The 15,570-nt window shown below is 71.8% G+C and carries 14 protein-coding genes; 9 read left to right on the forward strand and 5 right to left on the reverse strand.

Features of this window, described 5'->3' with window-relative positions:
- From AB0O28_RS27375 to AB0O28_RS27390, 4 genes are all read left to right on the forward strand, one after another.
- Nucleotides 1–435: cellulose binding domain-containing protein (locus AB0O28_RS27375; RefSeq protein WP_363644955.1), on the forward strand; the 435-nt coding region annotated here is incomplete at its 5' end.
- Between the two features lie 120 nt (nt 436–555).
- Nucleotides 556–1,122, forward strand: coding sequence for an HAD domain-containing protein (locus AB0O28_RS27380; protein ID WP_363644957.1), 567 nt, complete (start codon nt 556–558; stop codon nt 1,120–1,122).
- Nucleotides 1,123–1,133: 11 nt separating this feature from the next.
- Complete coding sequence (locus AB0O28_RS27385; RefSeq protein ID WP_363644959.1) at nt 1,134–2,021, forward strand: sulfotransferase; 888 nt, start codon at nt 1,134–1,136, stop codon at nt 2,019–2,021.
- Nucleotides 2,018–3,193 (forward strand): glycosyltransferase family 4 protein, encoded by a 1,176-nt coding sequence (locus AB0O28_RS27390; protein WP_363644961.1) that lies wholly within the window; start codon nt 2,018–2,020, stop codon nt 3,191–3,193. The genes AB0O28_RS27385 and AB0O28_RS27390 overlap by 4 nt, the downstream gene beginning before the upstream one ends.
- A 112-nt stretch (nt 3,194–3,305) precedes the next feature.
- Here AB0O28_RS27390 and AB0O28_RS27395 read toward each other — a convergent pair whose 3' ends face one another.
- The 3 genes from AB0O28_RS27395 to AB0O28_RS27405 are packed head-to-tail and all read right to left on the reverse strand — an operon-like array spanning nt 3,306 to nt 8,470.
- The gene (locus AB0O28_RS27395; RefSeq protein ID WP_363644963.1) at nt 3,306–6,059 is read right to left on the reverse strand and encodes an alkaline phosphatase family protein; all 2,754 of its coding nucleotides are present in this window, start codon (nt 6,057–6,059) and stop codon (nt 3,306–3,308) included.
- A gap of 3 nt (nt 6,060–6,062) precedes the next feature.
- Nucleotides 6,063–7,418 carry an ABC transporter permease gene (locus AB0O28_RS27400; RefSeq protein WP_363644965.1) on the reverse strand — a complete coding sequence of 452 codons (1,356 nt, stop codon included), beginning with the start codon at nt 7,416–7,418 and terminating at the stop codon, nt 6,063–6,065.
- Complete coding sequence (locus AB0O28_RS27405; protein ID WP_363644967.1) at nt 7,415–8,470, reverse strand: ABC transporter ATP-binding protein; 1,056 nt, start codon at nt 8,468–8,470, stop codon at nt 7,415–7,417. The genes AB0O28_RS27400 and AB0O28_RS27405 overlap by 4 nt, the downstream gene beginning before the upstream one ends.
- A gap of 352 nt (nt 8,471–8,822) precedes the next feature.
- Here AB0O28_RS27405 and AB0O28_RS27410 point away from each other — a divergent pair, with 352 nt between their 5' ends.
- Entirely contained in the window at nt 8,823–10,106 is a 1,284-nt protein-coding gene (locus AB0O28_RS27410; RefSeq protein ID WP_363644969.1) for an alkaline phosphatase, read from the forward strand.
- An 8-nt stretch (nt 10,107–10,114) separates the two neighbouring features.
- Here AB0O28_RS27410 and AB0O28_RS27415 read toward each other — a convergent pair whose 3' ends face one another.
- Nucleotides 10,115–11,101 carry a helix-turn-helix domain-containing protein gene (locus tag AB0O28_RS27415; RefSeq protein WP_363644971.1) on the reverse strand — a complete coding sequence of 329 codons (987 nt, stop codon included), beginning with the start codon at nt 11,099–11,101 and terminating at the stop codon, nt 10,115–10,117.
- Nucleotides 11,102–11,240: 139 nt separating this feature from the next.
- Between AB0O28_RS27415 and AB0O28_RS27420 the strand changes: the two genes are divergently transcribed.
- Genes AB0O28_RS27420 through AB0O28_RS27435 form a run of 4 tightly spaced genes read left to right on the forward strand, consistent with a single transcriptional unit; the run spans nt 11,241 to nt 14,978 of the window.
- Complete coding sequence (locus AB0O28_RS27420) at nt 11,241–12,467, forward strand: MFS transporter (RefSeq protein ID WP_363644973.1); 1,227 nt, start codon at nt 11,241–11,243, stop codon at nt 12,465–12,467.
- Nucleotides 12,464–13,381 (forward strand): ADP-ribosylglycohydrolase family protein, encoded by a 918-nt coding sequence (locus tag AB0O28_RS27425; RefSeq protein ID WP_363644975.1) that lies wholly within the window; start codon nt 12,464–12,466, stop codon nt 13,379–13,381. Before AB0O28_RS27420 ends, AB0O28_RS27425 begins: the two co-directional genes overlap by 4 nt.
- On the forward strand, nt 13,378–13,998 hold the full coding sequence (locus AB0O28_RS27430; protein ID WP_363644977.1) for a hypothetical protein: 621 nt from the start codon (nt 13,378–13,380) through the stop codon (nt 13,996–13,998). Before AB0O28_RS27425 ends, AB0O28_RS27430 begins: the two co-directional genes overlap by 4 nt.
- Nucleotides 13,995–14,978 (forward strand): nucleotidyl transferase AbiEii/AbiGii toxin family protein, encoded by a 984-nt coding sequence (locus AB0O28_RS27435; protein ID WP_363644979.1) that lies wholly within the window; start codon nt 13,995–13,997, stop codon nt 14,976–14,978. The genes AB0O28_RS27430 and AB0O28_RS27435 overlap by 4 nt, the downstream gene beginning before the upstream one ends.
- Nucleotides 14,979–14,984: 6 nt before the next feature.
- Here AB0O28_RS27435 and AB0O28_RS27440 read toward each other — a convergent pair whose 3' ends face one another.
- On the reverse strand, nt 14,985–15,512 hold the full coding sequence (locus AB0O28_RS27440) for an NUDIX hydrolase family protein (protein ID WP_363645288.1): 528 nt from the start codon (nt 15,510–15,512) through the stop codon (nt 14,985–14,987).
- Nucleotides 15,513–15,570: the final 58 nt, after the last annotated feature.

Genomic DNA, 15,570 nt, shown 5'->3' on the forward strand with positions numbered 1-15,570 from the left:
AAGGCCGCCTACACCTCGGTGCTGAACGCCCTCAACGCCGCCACCCCGAACACCTCGCCCAGCCCCACCCCACCGGTCAGCCCGAGCCCGAACCCCCCGGTCAGCCCGTCGCCCGGGACCTCGCCGAGCACCTCGCCGGATCCGAGCGGAGCGTGCAGCGCGACCATCCGTACGGTCAACTCCTGGCCCGGCGGATTCCAGTCCGAGGTCACGGTCCGCGCCGGCGGCTCGTCACTGAACGGCTGGACGGTCAATTGGAGCTGGCCCGGCGGGCAGAGCATCAGCAGCCTGTGGAACGGCACGCAGAGCGGGTCCGGTTCCAACGTGACCGTCCGCAACGCCCCCTACAACGGCTCCGTCGCGGCCGGCTCGTCGACCACCTTCGGCTTCACCGCCAACGGCAGCGCGGCCACCCCGACCCTCACCTGTTCCTGATCCTCACCCTCTGACGACCACGAACGGACCCGGCCGGACGATGTCCGGCCGGGTCCGCTTCGCTTCCGCACACCATACGGAGTGGAGAGGCGGCGCCCGCGGCGAGATGATGGCCATGTGATGGACGGCGCTCTTCTGCTGCTGGACGTCGACGGGGTGCTCAACCCCGCACGGCGCTCCTCGCCGCGCTTCCGCCGCTTCGAGTGCGTGGTGGAGGGCGAGGGGTTCCGCCTGCTGCTCGATCCCCGGCACGGCGCCAAGCTGACCGCGCTGCGCCGGGAGACCGGCGCGACGCTGATCTGGGCGACGACCTGGGGCGAGCGCGCCAACGAGGAGATCGGCCCCAGGATCGGCCTGCCGCCGCTGCCCGTCGTCCCGATCGACGGCGACGCCTCCCGCCCGCCCGGGGTGAACCTCAAAACCTGGCACGTCGCCGAGTACGTCCGTGGCCGGCCGTTCGTCTGGTTCGACGACGATCTCGGGCCGGCCGATCTGGAGTATCTGGACGGCCATCCGGGGGTCGGCGAGTTCCTGGTCGTGGCCGTCGATCCCCGCGACGGGCTGGGCGACGGCCACCTCGACACGGCGCGCCGATGGCTGACCGCGGCAAGCCGCCTGGTGACACGCGAGGGAGTCACAGGTGAGCAGGGGGTGGATTCTCAGGGAATTCCCCGGAAGCCCCGGTAACGTCGCGGGCCATGACATGGCAGCGGAGGATCAACGGCGCACTCGTCAAGTTCACGGGAGTCCAGCTCACCCGTGTCCGGCCCGCCGCCCAGTCCTCGCCCGCGGGTCCCGCCCCGGCTCCGGCGCCGGAGGAACTGGTGCGTCCTCCCGCCGACCCTCGCGCCGATCGCCTTCTGGTCGCTCCGGTGTTCGTCATGTCCCCGGTGCGGTCGGGCTCCACCCTGCTGCGGTCGATCCTGAACGCCCACCCCGACCTGCACGCCCCGCATGAGCTGCACGTCAGGCGGCTGACCGTCGGGTTCGGCACGCCGCTGGCCCGCAAGGCGATGGAGGCGCTCGGCCACAACCAGGCCGACCTGGAGCACATGCTGTGGGACCGGGTGCTCCACCGCGAACTGGTACGCAGCGGCAAGCGGACCATCGTGGACAAGACCCCCGCCAACGCCTTCGCGTACGCCCGGATCGCCGCCTGCTGGCCCGACGCCCGGTACGTCTTCCTGCTGCGTCACCCCGCCTCCATCGCCGCCTCCTGGTATGAGGCCGACCCCGTCAAGCGGACCAGGGAGGAGGCCGCCGCCGACGCTCTGCGCTACATGAAGGCGGTGCAGCGGGCCAGGAAGGCGCTCACCGGCCTGACCGTGCGCTACGAGGACCTGACCGCCGAGCCCGAGAAGACGACCCGCGCCATCTGCGACTTCCTCGGAGTGGAGTGGGAGCCCGCGATGCTGGCGTACGGCGAGCAGAAGGTGGTGCAGAAGGGCCTGGGCGACTGGAGCGACAAGATCCGGTCGGGCACGGTGCAGCCGGGGCGCGACCTGCCCGGGGCGGACGAGATACCCGACCTGCTCAAACCCATGTGCCGCAGCTGGGGCTACCTCCCCCGGGAGGAGGGCCGATGAGGATCCGCTACATGCTCCTGCACGCCTACGGCATGGGCGGCACGATCCGCACCGTGGTCAACCAGGCGAACGCGATGGCCGCGCTCGGCCACGACGTGGAGATCGTCAGCGTGGTACGCCGCCGTGAGGAGCCGCAGTTCCGGTTGCATCCCGCCGTCGCCCTCACCACGCTCGTGGACCAGCGGGCCGGCGTGCTGGCCGACTCCCTCGGCCGCCGCGTGTGGCGGCGGCTGCGCGGCAAGATCGTGCCGTACGGCGAGTTCGCCGCCGGCTACTTCACCGAGCGGGTCGAGAAGGCCGTCATCGACTACGTCGCCTCGGTGGACGACGGGATCCTCATCACCACGCGGCCGGCGCTGAACCTGATCTCCGCGCGCCGCGGCTCCACGAACGTCGTACGGGTGGCGCAGGAGCACATGAACCTCGGCACCTATCCGCAGACGCTGCGCGAGGAGATCGTCCGGCACTACGGCGCGTTCGACGCGGTCGCCGTGCTGACGGCCGGCGACCGGAGCGAATACGAGCGCGCGCTGCCCGGGACGAGGATCGTGCGGATCCCCAACGCGGTGCACTCGGTGAACCAGGAGCCGTCCCGGCAGGAGCACCCCATCGTGGTCGCCGCGGGCCGCCTGGTCAGGCAGAAGGGCTTCGACCTGCTGCTCCCCGCGTTCGCCCAGGTGGTGAAGGACCATCCGGAGTGGCGCCTGCGGGTCTTCGGCACCGGCCCGAAGAAGGCCGCCCTGCGCAGGCTGATCGGCGAGCACGGCCTGTCCGCGCACGTGACGCTGATGGGCCGGACCGACCGCCTCGACGACGAACTCACCCGGGCCTCCGTCTACGCGCTGAGCAGCCGCTTCGAGGGCCTGCCCATGGTCATGATCGAGGCGATGACCCACGCGCTGCCGATCGTGGCCTTCGACTGCCCGACCGGCCCCCGCGACGTGCTCACCGACGGCGCCGACGGTCTGCTGGTGCCCTGTGAGGACGTCGACGCCCTCGCCGCGGCCCTCAACCGGCTCATCGCCGACCGCGGCCTGCGGCTGCGCATGGGCGCGGCCGCCGCGGCGACCGCCAGGGAGTACGCGCCGGAGAACGTCATGCCGCTGTGGGAGAACCTGTTCGCCGAACTCCTCCGGGCCAAGACGGGCAGCGACGCGCGGGCGCGGCGCTGACCCGGCTCACGCGGACGCCGCCCCGGCCGGCCTCCCGCCCCGTGCGGGGACGGGAAGGGCCCCGGGCCGGCGGTGACGCCGGCCAGGGGCCCTTCCTTCTGATCGGGCCGCGTCAGCCGTCGTTGTCCGGCGACGGGATGTAGGCGCCCGGCACCTGGTCCGGCGCGTAGATCCCGCCGTCACCCGGGTAGGGCTTCTTGTAGTCGTGCGCCTCGTACCACGAGAAGCGGTTCATCTGCTCCGGGTTCCCGGAGTCGGCCCTGGCGCTGGGCCCGTTGAACGCCTGGTGCGACTTCCAGGCGCCCCACTTCTTCGCGATCTCCTGCTTGTCCGCGGGCACCTTCGCCGACGGCGCCGCCGCCGCGGCCGGGTTCTGCGGCGCCGGGGTGTCCGCCCCGCACGACGGCAGGGTGGAGCCCGACAGGCCCAGTGTCAGCGACGTGCGGTTCGGCAGGGCGGTGAACGGCGTGTAGTCGGGCTTGTTGGTGAAGGCCGCGGCCATCGGGGTGGCGGCGCTGTCCTTCTGGTTCATCGGCTGGATCCCGAGGATCTGCTCGATGGTGCGGATCATGGTGATCTGCGTGTAGTAGTGGCTGTCCACGACACCGTGCCTGGCCCAGGGGCTGATGATCTGGATCGGGGCGCGGTGGCCGTCGACGTGGTCGGTGCCCGCCTGGGAGTCGTCCTCGACGACGAAGATCGCCGAATCCTTCCAGTACGCGCTGTGCGAGATGGTGTCGACGATCCTGCCGACGGCCAGGTCGTTGTCGGCGACCTGGGCGGCCCCGTTCGGCGGACCGCCGGTGTGGTCGCTGGACAGCCAGAACATGTTCAGGTTCGCCGGCCCGTTGGCCTCGAAGTCACGCTTCCAGATCTCGTACCGGTAGATGTCCGGGACACTGGTGTCGAATTTCGGGAAGCCGTGCACCGACACGGCGTCGAGCGACGGGATCGGTGAGGACGAGTTCAGGGTGTAGGCGGTGTTCTGGCCGGTCGCCTGCATGTTCCTGGTGTCGCAGTACAGGTTCTGCCAGGTCGCGCCGGACGGCTTGGTCAGGAACTGGTGGAACTCGCCGAAGTTCCGCACGGTCCTGCCCGCCGCCCGCGCGCCGGTCCACAGGAAACCGGTCCGCTGGTGGCCGAGCGCGTCGTCCTCGGTGTCGTAGCTGCGCAGGTACTCCCCGGCCGATGACTCGGTGTACTCCGGGTTGTCGGCCTGCATCAGCCAGTTGTGGCCCTCGGCCGAGTTGGTGCCGATGTCGTAGGTGTTGTCGTACAGGCCGAACTGACGTGCCAGGGCGTGCTGGTTCGGCGTCACGTTCTCGCCGTACTGGGCCAGCGACGGGTCGCCGTCGCCCTGCGGAATGTCGCCGAAGACCTGGTCGTAGGTCCGGTTCTCCTTGACGATCAGGAAGACGTGCTTGATCGTCGAGGCGTCGCCGAGGCGCTTCGGGACCGCCACGGCCTTCTGCTTGTCGCCCTCGGCCCGCTTGACGTCGTTCTTGCCCCAGCCGTTCTGCGTGAAGACTTTGGCCGTGTACTTGGCGATCTCCCTGTCGTCCGGCAGCGTGAACCGCTGCAGGCTCGACGTGGTGTCGTGGGTGCCGTGCCCGGCGGCGGTGGTGGGACGGCGGGCGTCGACGCCGCGGGTGTTGGAGACCAGCACGTCGCCGCCGACGGTGGTGATCTCCGCGGGGAAGTAGTCCGTCGGGAGCAGGCCGACATAGCTGACCGGCTCCTGCGGGCTCGTGTACCGGTAGACGGCGACCGCGTTGGCACGGCCGAGCGTCACCAGCAGGTGGCCGTCGTCGGTGAGCGTCATCGCGTCGGGCTCGTAGCCCACCGAGGCCTCCGGCCACGGCTGGGTGGCGATGGTCTGGACGACCTTGTCACTGGAGGTGTCGATGACCGACACGTCGTTGGTGGCGGTGTTGGTGACGAACAGCGCCCCGTTCTTGGCGTACAGGGCGGTCGGGTGCAGGCCGACGTCGATGCTCGCGACGGCGGCGGCCGGGTTCGCCACGTCGATGACGCTGACCGTGCCGGTGGTGGTGGCGCCGGTTTCCGGGTCGGCCGGCACCTGGGTGCCGTAGGAGTTGATCGTGGTCTCGCCGGGCTTCGCCGGACGCCCGCCCTCGTTGCTCACGTAGAGCTTGGTCCCGACGATGACCAGGTCACGGGGGGCGTTGCCCACGGCCCAGCTCTGCCGGACGGCCCCGGTCGCCGCGTCGATGGCGACCACCCGGTTCTGGCCGTTGACGGCGGAGTACACGGTGGAGCCGTCGGGCGAGAACACCGCCTCGCCCACCAGCGCGCGCTTCGAACCCTGTGCGGCGATGGTGATGTTCGTCGGGTCGGCGAGGGTGCCGTCGGGGTTCACGGTGAACCTGGTGTAGCCGTCGGCCCGGCCCAGCCACAGCTGGGAACCGTCCGGCGAGTACGTCGGGCCCTCCTGGCCCACGTCGTTGCCGCTGATGCGAAGGTTCGCCGCCGCGTTGTTGCCGACGAGCTGCTGCACCCGCCGGTTCTTCAGGTCGACGATGACGAGCGCCATGCCGCCGTCGGTGATCGAGGCCGCGAGGTGGGTGGCGTCCGGGCTGACCGAGGACGACATGATCTTGCCGTTGTCGATGACGAGGCGCTCGCCGATGGGGTCGATGTACTGGTCCGCGGAGACGACCAGGCCCTTGCCGGTGGTCTGGCCGACCTGCTGGGTGCCGAATCCGTCGGTGGACGCGTAGGCGATGCCGCCGCCGGTGACGACGAGAGCGGCGGTGGCGGCCGCGAGGAGGCGGGTCCGCCGGCCGGTGCGTCCGGTGAGGAGCCCGCGAGGGACCTTGGCGACGCGCTGGCGCGTGACGTGCATGAATCATTCCTTCGTGGTGCGTGCGAGCAGGTCGACGTTCCCGTCGAACTGCCACAGGGGGTTGGGTGCGTCCCCGGCCGGGGTGCGCACCTGGAAGTAGCCGTTCACCTCCTTGGGGCCGTCTCCGTCGGCGACGTACCGCCCGTCCGCGGTGACGTCGAGCTGGTAGACGGCGGAGCCCACAGCGCTCGCGCCGGGCAGGTGCCAGGACACGACACACCGCCAGTCGTTGCCCGGTCCCCGGTCGGGGACCCGGGAGCCGCCCTTGTCGCAGGACGCGGACGCCCCCAGCTGCGCCTCGGTGACGTCGGGGCGATGGAGCTCCCGCATCTGCAGCCGATAGAGATGGGCGTACGCCGTGGCGAGCGAGTCCTGCAGCTTCCCCTTCTCGATGCCCGAGCCCGTGGCCGGGGTCGCGACGGCGATCACGCCCACGGTGAGGACGACCAGTGCGGCCAGCGGCAGGATCGCCGCCACGACGGCCCGCCGGCCCGACCCGTCGTACGCCAGGTCGGTGAAGTCGCGGCGCAGGAACAGCCGGTAGGCCAGCGCGGTCGCGGTGACCGCCCACACCAGGCTCACCGCGAGACCGATGAGGAGGGGGCCCACCTGCGCCGGGCTGGTGAAGAGCCCGCGCCAGGCGAGGAAGGCGCCGTTCGGCAGGGCCGTCCGCACCGCCACCGGCAGCGGGAGCAGCTGGGCGAGCTGCAGCACCAGGGCGAGCAGCGCGGGCATCAGCAGCCCCATCGGCGAGCGGCCGAGGGCCACCGAGCCGAGGAGCCCGACGGCGGCGAACGCCAGCGTCGGCGCCAGCGCGCAGGCCCACGCGAGCAGGACCGTGGCGGCGGCGTCCGCCGGGGCGAGGAGATGGCCGTCCAGGCCGGCGAGCGGCCGGTCGCCGACCGCGGCCAGGCCGCCGATGATCCCCGACGCGGCCAGCCCGGCCACCAGCAGCAGGAGCACGGTGAGGCTGGCGAGGCCCTTCGCCACGAAGATCCGCCTCGGTGAACGCACCGCCACGAGGAGGTGGCGCCAGGTGCCCAGCCGGTCCTCGGCCGCGAAGACGTCGCCGGCGACCAACGCCGTCAGCAGCGGGAGCGCCCAGCTGCACGAGAAGTCCAGTACGACCAGCGCGCCCGCCCAGCCGGTCGCGTTCATCCAGCGGCCGAAGACCGTGTCGGCGGGCAGCGAGCTCTGCAGGCTCACCGCGGCCACGAAGGCCGCCGGGGCGATCCAGCAGGCGAGCAGCAGCAGGCGGATGCGCCACTGGGAGAGCAGCTTGACCAGCTCGAACCGGTAACCGGGCAGCACGGGCGCCGGCCTGGTGGCCATCGAGGGCCGGGTGACGGTCACGGTCATCGCGGGTCCTCCTGGTCCATCTGCTCCTCCTGGCCGGCCTGCTCCTCCTGGCCGGCCTGCTCCTCCTGGCCGGCCTGCCGGCCGGTCCGGGCGGGCACGGTGCCGGTCCCGGTCAGGGCGAGGAACGCGGCCTCGAGCGGCGTCACCACGGGCGTCAGCTCCCGGAGTGCCACGCCGGCGCGCACCAGCCGCACGACCAGATCGTCGATCGACGGCACGGGCCCGCGGACCACGAGCACGTCGGCATCCGGTCGTCGAGCGGGGTCGCGACCGGGCACGACGCGCAGCCCGGGCGTTTTCGACGCCAGCCGATGGGCGGCCGCCGGGTCGGAGGTGAGCAGCCGGTAGTCGAGTTCGCCGCTCTCGGCGGCGAGCTCGCTCACCGGACCGGAGAAGACGAGCCGCCCGGTGGCGAGGATGGTCACCTCGGAGCACAGCGCGGCGAGGTCGTCCATCCGGTGGCTGGACAGGACCACCGCGGTCCCGTCCGCGGTGAGTTCGGTGATGACGCGGTGCACGTGGTGCTTACCCGCGGGGTCAAGGCCGTTGGCCGGCTCGTCGAGGACCAGCAGTCGCGGCCTGGTGAGCAGCGCGGCGGCCAGCCCCAGCCGCTGGCGCATGCCGAGCGAGAAGCCCCGGACGCGGTCGTCGGCGACGCCGGTGAGCCCGACCTGCTCCAGGGCGTCGTCGACGCCGGCGGCGCCACCGGTGTCATACCGGCCGAGTGAGGCCAGGGCCGAGAGGTTCTGGCGCGCGGTGAGCGAGGGATAAAGCCCGGGTCCGTCCACGAAGCCCGCGACACCGGCGGGAACGGCCAGCGCCCGCCCGACCGGCGTACCCAGGATCTCGAGGCGGCCGCCGTCCGCGACCGCCAAGCCCAGCAGCAGGCCGAGGAGCGTCGTCTTGCCCGCGCCGTTCGGGCCGACCAGGCCGTGGACCTGCCCGTACGCCACATCGAGGTCGACGCCGTCGAGTGCGACCACATCGCCGAAGGACTTCGTGATTCCGCGAGCCCGGACCGCCGGGCTCCTGTCCATGTCGCTTCTTCGCATCCGTGTCCTTCCTCGGCGACCGGCACCCGCTCGTGGGTTCGGGTGCGGCAGCGAGAAAGTTAGCCACGCTAAGGACGCGGCACGGTGTGCATCACGACAATGCCGGGTTTATGCCACGTGAACAGACGTCATGATCCGCCGGGCATGTTCGTCATCAATTCATGTGAACGGCAAATTCGCGTCGATCGGCCGCCGCCGTCATCACCCTCCCGTACGGTCGGGCGGGCGGCAGAGCCCCGGGAGACGCGTGGTCCGGCGTGGTTAAAGATCCTGCCAAGCCGTGTTCATCTCGTCGTGGCCTTCTGCCCGTAATATCCCCGTCCTGCCAACAGATACCTACATGGGAGTTTTGATGAATATCCCCCGCAAGCGCCTGCTGCGGCTGCTTGTGCCGACGACGGCTGTGGCCACGACAGCGGTCGTCGGCGCGGTCCTCACTCCTGTCCTGTCCGCGAACGCCGCCGCTGCCGGCCACGGCGCCGGCCGAGCGCGCAGCGTGATCTTCATCAACGGTGACGGCATGTCCGCGGCTCACCGTGAAGCCGCGCGGCTGTACCTGACCGGTCTCGACGGACAGCTCACCATGGACAGGCTTCCGGTTTCCGGGCAGTTGAGCACCAGTCCGCACGACCCCGCGACAGCGATCACCGACTCCGCCGCGGCGGCCACCGCCTGGGCGACGGGGACCAAGACCTACAACGGCGCCATCAGCGTGGACGTCAACCGCAAGCCGCTGCCGATCCTGGGCCGGCAGGCCAAGGCGGCGGGCAAGTCCACCGGTCTCGTCACCACGGCTCAGGTGACCGACGCCAGCCCTGCCGCGTGGTTCTCCCAGACCGCCGACCGCTCGGCCCAGGACGAGATCGCGCGGCAGTACCTGGCGGTCAGCAAGCCGGATGTCATCCTCGGCGGCGGCGAGGACTGGTGGCTCCCGGCGGGCACGCCCGGCGCGTGGCCGGACAAGCCCGCCGAGGATCCGAGCGAGGCCAGCAAGGGCACCAAGGGCAACCTGATCGACCAGGCCAAGAGCGCCGGCTACCAGTACGTCTCCACCGCCAAGGAGCTCGCGAAGGCCAAGCGGGGGAAGCTGCTGGGCCTGTTCGGCAACGAGGAGATGTTCCAGCAGAGGCCCGAAGGCCAGGGCGACGTCTACTCTCCGGCCGTGGACCTGGCCACCATGACCAAGAAGGCCCTCGACATCCTCGGGACGAACAAGAAGGGCTTCTTCCTCTTCGTCGAGGAGGAGGGCATCGACGAGTTCGCGCACGAGAACAACGGCACCCGCATGCTCCAGGCCATGCGATCGCTGGAGAAGGCCGTCCAGGTCGCCAGGGCGTACGTGGCCGCGCACCCCGACACGCTTCTCGTCGTCACGGGTGACCACGACTGCGGCGGCCTCACCGTGGAGGACACCTCCGACAGCGACGAGAGCGGCAGCGACCTGTCGACCGAGGACGGCCCGTTCCCGGTCCACGGCAGCAAGCTCACGTTCGTCATGGACTGGACCACGACCGGCCACACCGGCGTGGATGTGCCGGTCACGGCGGAGGGGCCCCTCTCCACCCTCTTCACCGGCAAGCACCCCAACACCTACGTGCACGAGGTCCTCTCGCAGGTGCTGACCTCACGCCGCTGAACGACCGCTCATGCGGACGCTGCCCCGGCCAGCCGGTCGCCCAGGGAACTGCGGCGGTACAGGACCTGCCGGCCGTCGCGGGCCCGGGTGACCAGGCCTGTGGCGTACAGCACCCGCAGGTGCTGGGACACGGCGCTCGGGGTGACCCTGAGCCGGCGGGCGATCTCGACGGTGGGCAGCGGCTCGCCGAGGAGACCGAGCAGCCGAACCCTCGGCGCGCCGAGAAGCGCCACGAGAGCGGTCCCGTCCGCGACGGGCGCCGGGGCCCAGAGCGTCGCCACGCCACGGCTGGGGTAGACCAGCGCAGGAGGCTCCTCCGGGACGACCGGGGGTGCGGGCTTGTGCGCGAACACGGACGGCACGAGCAGCAGTCCCCGGCCGGCCGCCGCGACGCGGAAGCCGCCGATCATCTTGTCGACGTGCAGCACGCCGTCGTCCCAGCGCAGGTTCGGATGCATGCCCGCGAACAGCAGGCGGGCGCCTCCCACGGCCAGCTGTCGCGCCCGGTAGGTCATGTCGGCCTCCAGCACCAGCCGCATCTGCGGCCACAACGGCCTGACCGCGATCTCCCAGTAGCGTTCCAGGAGGTCGCAGACGGCGTCCCGGAGCCGTACGACCGGCGCGTCGTCGGTGGCGGCGCCGTCGCGCAGCGGCCCGGGGAGCGGACCCGGCGCGTGCGTGGCCGCCAGGTCGCGGCGGACCAGGTCGGGTGGGGTCCGGCGGACCGCCGCCAGCTCCTCCTCGAACTCCGGGGCGAAGGTCTCGGGTCTCGGGGTCAGGAAGTCGGGAACGGTGAACCTCTCCGCCACCAGGGACATCAGCAGGTCCGTGTCGAGCGTGCCGAGTTCGCCGACAACGGATCTGCGCCATGGGAGATGCACGGCGGACAGGCCCGGGTCGCGCAGCACCCGCAGACTGAGCACCGTCTCGGTCAGGGGCGAGAGAGCGAACCTCGTGTCCGCGAGATCCTCGACGCCGAGCACAAAGCTGATCATTAAGCCCCAAGCTACATCGTTTGGCGGCGGGATGCCCGGGGCGTGGACTTCGGTCCATGACCCACGTATTCGTCGTCGTGAGCGGCACGACCGGCAAGCGCCGCGTCCGCGATGCCGCCGACGGGCCGGTGGCCGAAGCATGAGCCGCCGTATCCTCGTGATTTTGACCCTCACCTGCGCGGTGGCGGTGGGCAACGTCTACTTCCCGCAGGCGATCGGGCCGCTGGTCGCCACCGGGCTGCACCTGTCCCCCGGCGCGGGCGCCCTGGTGGTGACCGCCACCCAGGCCGGGTACACGGCCGGGATCGTCCTGCTGGTGCCGCTCGGCGACCGCTTCCCGCACCGGCCGTTCCTGGTGACCCTGCTCGCTCTGACCGGGCTGGGCCTGCTCGCGGCGGGCTGCGCGCCGGCCCTGCCGCCGCTCGTCGTCGCCGCCGCCCTGGTCGGCCTCACCACCGTGGCCGCGCAGGTCGTCGGGCCGCTGGCGGCCGGTCTGGTGGCGGCCGACCGCCGGGGAGCGGTGATCGGCACGCTGCTGAGCGGATCGACCGGCGGTATGCTGCTGGCCCGCACCTTCAGCGGCACCCTCGGCGAGTGGCTGGGCTGGCGGGCTCCATACCTGGTGGCCGCGGCCCTGGCGCTGCTCCTCGCGGCGGGCCTGGCCGTCACGGTGCCGGTCACGGCCGCATCCACCAACCGGCGCTACCCCGCGCTCCTGGCCGAACCGCTGCGCCTGCTGCGCGCCGAGCCCGAACTGCGCCGCTCCTGCCTCTACCAGGCGGCCGTCTTCGCCGGGTTCTCGGCCGTCTGGACCTGCCTCGCGCTCCTGCTCACCGGCCCGGCGTACGGGCTGGGCGCCCAGGCCGTCGGAGTGCTCGCCCTGGTCGGCGCGGCGAGCATGCTGTGCACTCCCGTCGCCGGCCGTCTCGTGGACCGCGTGGGACCGGATCCGGTGAACCTCGTCTGCATGCTCGGGGTCCTCCTCTCGGCGGCGGTCCTCGCCGCCGGGTCGCTCGGCGGCACGGCGGGCCTGGCCGCGCTGACCATCGGCACGCTGCTGCTCGACGTCGCGATGCAGTGCGGCATGGTCGCCAACCAGGCCCGGGTCTACGCCCTGCGTCCCGACGCCCGCGGCAGGCTCAACACCGCCTACATGACCTGCGCCTACCTCGGCGGCAGCGCGGGGTCCTGGATCGGGATACGCGTCTGGAACGCGGCCGGCTGGCGGGGCGTGTGCGCGCTCGCCGCCCTGCTCACCGCGGTCGCCCTGACCCGCCACCTCCTGTCGATGCACGGCCGGCGCCCGATCACGAGCACCAACGATCATCCGCGTAGCGCACGCACGTGCCAGACTGGGCGGCGATGACGTCCGATCCCCTCATTCGCGCGACCGCGTCCCTGTACGGCCTGGCATTGGGCGACGCGCTCGGTTCCCAGTTCTTCGTGCCCGCCAACCGCGAGGCGCTCGCCACCCGAACCCTGCCACCCGGGTCGTGGCAGTGGACCGACGACACGGAGATGGCCTGCTCGATCTACCGCCTCCTGGCCGACCGGGGCACGGTCGACCAGGACGCGCTGGCGGCCTCGTTCGCCGCCCGCCACGACTTCGACCGCGGCTACGGCCCGGCCACCGGCCGCATGCTGCGGCTCGTCCGGCAGGGAGGCGACTGGCGGGCACTCGCGTCCGGGCTCTTCGACGGGAACGGCTCGTGGGGGAACGGCGCTGCCATGCGCGTCGCCCCGCTGGGCGCCTGGTTCGCCGGGGATCCGGTCCGCGCCGCACGGCAGGCCGAACTGTCCGCCCGGGTCACGCACACCCATTCCGAGGCCGTGGCGGGTGCGGTCGCCGTGGCCGTGGCCGCCGCCGTGGCGGCGGGCGAAGCGGACCTGTCTCCCGGCCGTTTCCTCGACGCCGTCCTGGAGCACACGCCGCCCGGCCGCCTGCGGAGCGGGATCGGCGCAGCCCGGCGGCTGCTCACGATCACCGATCCCCTGCTCGCCGCCGACGCCCTGGGCAACGGCCGGAAGGTGACGGCGCACGACACCGTGCCGTTCACGTTGTGGGCCGCGGCCCGGCATCTCGGCGACGTCGAGCGGGCGATCTGGACGACGGCGACGGCGGGCGGCGACGTCGACACCACCTGCGCGATCGTCGGCGGCATCCTGGGCGGCCGGGCCGGGCTCGGCGGGCTGCCGCAGGACTGGCTGCGCCGGGTGGAACCGCTGCCCGGCTGGGCCGGGGTGCCGGCGAGCTCGCCGGGAAACGGCACCCGCCGGTGAGCGGCCCGGAGTTCAGGGGCGTCTTCGACATCCACCTGACGGTGGCCGCGGACGACGCCGGGTCGCTCGGCGCCTGGGCGCGGGAGAACGGCATGAAGTTCACGCACATCGTGCTCGCACGCGGGACGGCCCGTTCCCAGCCGATGCTCACCGTCCGGGGCGAGGGCACGCTCGGCGCGCAGAGGACGACCGCCTCCGCCCACACCGAGCGACTGCGGGGCGAGGGGTTCCGCGTGGTCCGGGTCAAGATCGAGGCGGCCCCCTGGAACGAGGACGTCCCTCAGACCGCCGAGGCCGCCGCGGCGATGCCCGGCCTCTACTTCGAACACCACGTCAAGGTCGCCGTCCGCGCAGACCTGGCGCCACTCACCGATCTCGCCGTCGTCCACGGCGCGCACGTGTCGCGGAACGCCCGCCGGCAGCGCGACGACGGTTCACACGAGCGTTTCGTCACGCAGCGATGCCGGGGTGTCGGGCTGGCCACGGCCGGCCGCCGCTTCGAGGCGCTGCTGTCCGATCTCGGAAAGCACGGCTACGTCGTACTCGAAGCCGAGCGAGAGTATGTCGTCCACGACGACAACCCGGGTATCGACCACGGCTGGATCGAGGAGCGATGACGTCAAGCTGGGATCGGTTCAAGGGAGTGACTCTCCCCGAGGGGATCACGGTGCCGCCGCGCGGCACACCGTTGTTCCCCACGACCTACCTGCCCGTCACGGACAGGCCGGGCATTCGCCAGCCGCCGATCTTCGACCCGGCGCTGAAGCAGTTCTACCGTGCGTTCCGGGCCGGCGAGCCGGTCTTCGACGACCCGGAGGCCGGGCGCCGGTGGCGGCGGGCTCGCCGCCGGGCGATCGATCATGTGGTCCGGGTAGTCGCCGAGTCCCCGTGGCACGAGAACCTCGTGCTGCGCGGAAGTCTGCTGCTCGAGGCCTGGGTCGGCGAGGAGGCGCGTGAGCCGGGCGACCTCGACTGGGTCGTCGTCCCGCCCACCGTGAACATGGACAGCCCGCTCACCGTCATGATGTTCAAGGGCGTCATCGCCGCCACTGTGGCCGGACCTGCCGACGGCACGGTGACCTTCGACCCGGGCGACATCGCGACGGACGAGATCTGGACGTACGACCGTGTCCCCGGACGGCGGCTCGTGTTCACCTGGCGGGCCGGCGACCTTCCGCCGGGAACCGTCCAGCTCGACTTCACCTTCAACGAGCGCCTGCCCGTTCCGCCGGAAGTCGCCCTGATCCCCCGCCCCGGCGGGGGTGACTCCACGCCGATACTCGCCGCCACCCCGGAGCTGTCGCTGGCGTGGAAAGTGCTCTGGCTGGTCTCCGACGGACACCCGCAGGGCAAGGACCTCTACGACGCCGTCCTGCTCGCCGAGCGCGTGGCGCTTCCCCGCGACCTTCTTCACGGGGTTCTGCGCGACGCGCTCGGGGAGCGCGAGGCCGGTGAGTTCGGTCCGGAAACGATCCGTTCTCTCGACGAGGTGGACTGGGACGAGTTCCGCGCCGAGTATCCACACGTCACCGGGACCGCCCGCGACTGGCTTGACCGGCTGGCGCGGGCGCTCGGCCCTGCCGCCGCGGAGGAGTGACCCCCATCAGGTCAGGCGGCCGACGTAGGCGAGCGCCTGCTTCAGCAGCACGCCCTGACCGCCGGTCATCTCCTGCTGGACGACCGGGGCGGCCGCCTCCTCGGGCGTGAACCACTCCAGGTCCAGCGCGTCCTGCCGGGGCCGGCAGTCACCGCGCACCGGGACGATGTACGCCAGGGAGACCGCGTGCTGGCGGGGGTCGTGGAACGGCGTGACCCCCGGGGTGGGAAAGTACTCCGCCACCGTGAACGGCGTCGGCGAGACCGGCACGCTCGGCAGCGCCACCGGTCCGAGATCCTTCTCCAGATGGCGCAGAAGCGCGTCGCGGATGCGCTCGTGGTAGTACACCCGCCCGGACACCAGCGCCCGGCTCACGGTGCCGTCGGCGCCTATCCGCAGCAGCAGGCCGACGCGGGTGACAGTGCCCGTGTCGTCCACGCGCACGGGCACGGCGTCCACGTACAGGATCGGCATCCGGCCCCGCATCGACTCGATCTCGTCGGGAGCGAGCCAGCCTGGCGTCGTTTCGGTCATTTCGGTCACGGATCGATCGTACTTGCCCAGGCGGGGGGCGGTTCGCATCTCGGCGAGG

It is taken from the genome of Microbispora sp. NPDC088329 (assembly GCF_040685655.1).
Taxonomy (GTDB): domain Bacteria; phylum Actinomycetota; class Actinomycetes; order Streptosporangiales; family Streptosporangiaceae; genus Microbispora.

Coding starts and splice junctions, on each gene's coding strand:
- AB0O28_RS27380 (WP_363644957.1), top strand. CDS start 556: ATGGACGGCGCTCTTCTGCTGCTGGACGTCGACGGGGTGCTCAACCCC.
- AB0O28_RS27385 (WP_363644959.1), top strand. CDS start 1,134: ATGACATGGCAGCGGAGGATCAACGGCGCACTCGTCAAGTTCACGGGA.
- AB0O28_RS27390 (WP_363644961.1), top strand. CDS start 2,018: ATGAGGATCCGCTACATGCTCCTGCACGCCTACGGCATGGGCGGCACG.
- AB0O28_RS27395 (WP_363644963.1), bottom strand. CDS start 6,059: ATGCACGTCACGCGCCAGCGCGTCGCCAAGGTCCCTCGCGGGCTCCTC.
- AB0O28_RS27400 (WP_363644965.1), bottom strand. CDS start 7,418: ATGACCGTGACCGTCACCCGGCCCTCGATGGCCACCAGGCCGGCGCCC.
- AB0O28_RS27405 (WP_363644967.1), bottom strand. CDS start 8,470: ATGCGAAGAAGCGACATGGACAGGAGCCCGGCGGTCCGGGCTCGCGGA.
- AB0O28_RS27410 (WP_363644969.1), top strand. CDS start 8,823: ATGAATATCCCCCGCAAGCGCCTGCTGCGGCTGCTTGTGCCGACGACG.
- AB0O28_RS27415 (WP_363644971.1), bottom strand. CDS start 11,101: ATGATCAGCTTTGTGCTCGGCGTCGAGGATCTCGCGGACACGAGGTTC.
- AB0O28_RS27420 (WP_363644973.1), top strand. CDS start 11,241: ATGAGCCGCCGTATCCTCGTGATTTTGACCCTCACCTGCGCGGTGGCG.
- AB0O28_RS27425 (WP_363644975.1), top strand. CDS start 12,464: ATGACGTCCGATCCCCTCATTCGCGCGACCGCGTCCCTGTACGGCCTG.
- AB0O28_RS27435 (WP_363644979.1), top strand. CDS start 13,995: ATGACGTCAAGCTGGGATCGGTTCAAGGGAGTGACTCTCCCCGAGGGG.
- AB0O28_RS27440 (WP_363645288.1), bottom strand. CDS start 15,512: ATGACCGAAACGACGCCAGGCTGGCTCGCTCCCGACGAGATCGAGTCG.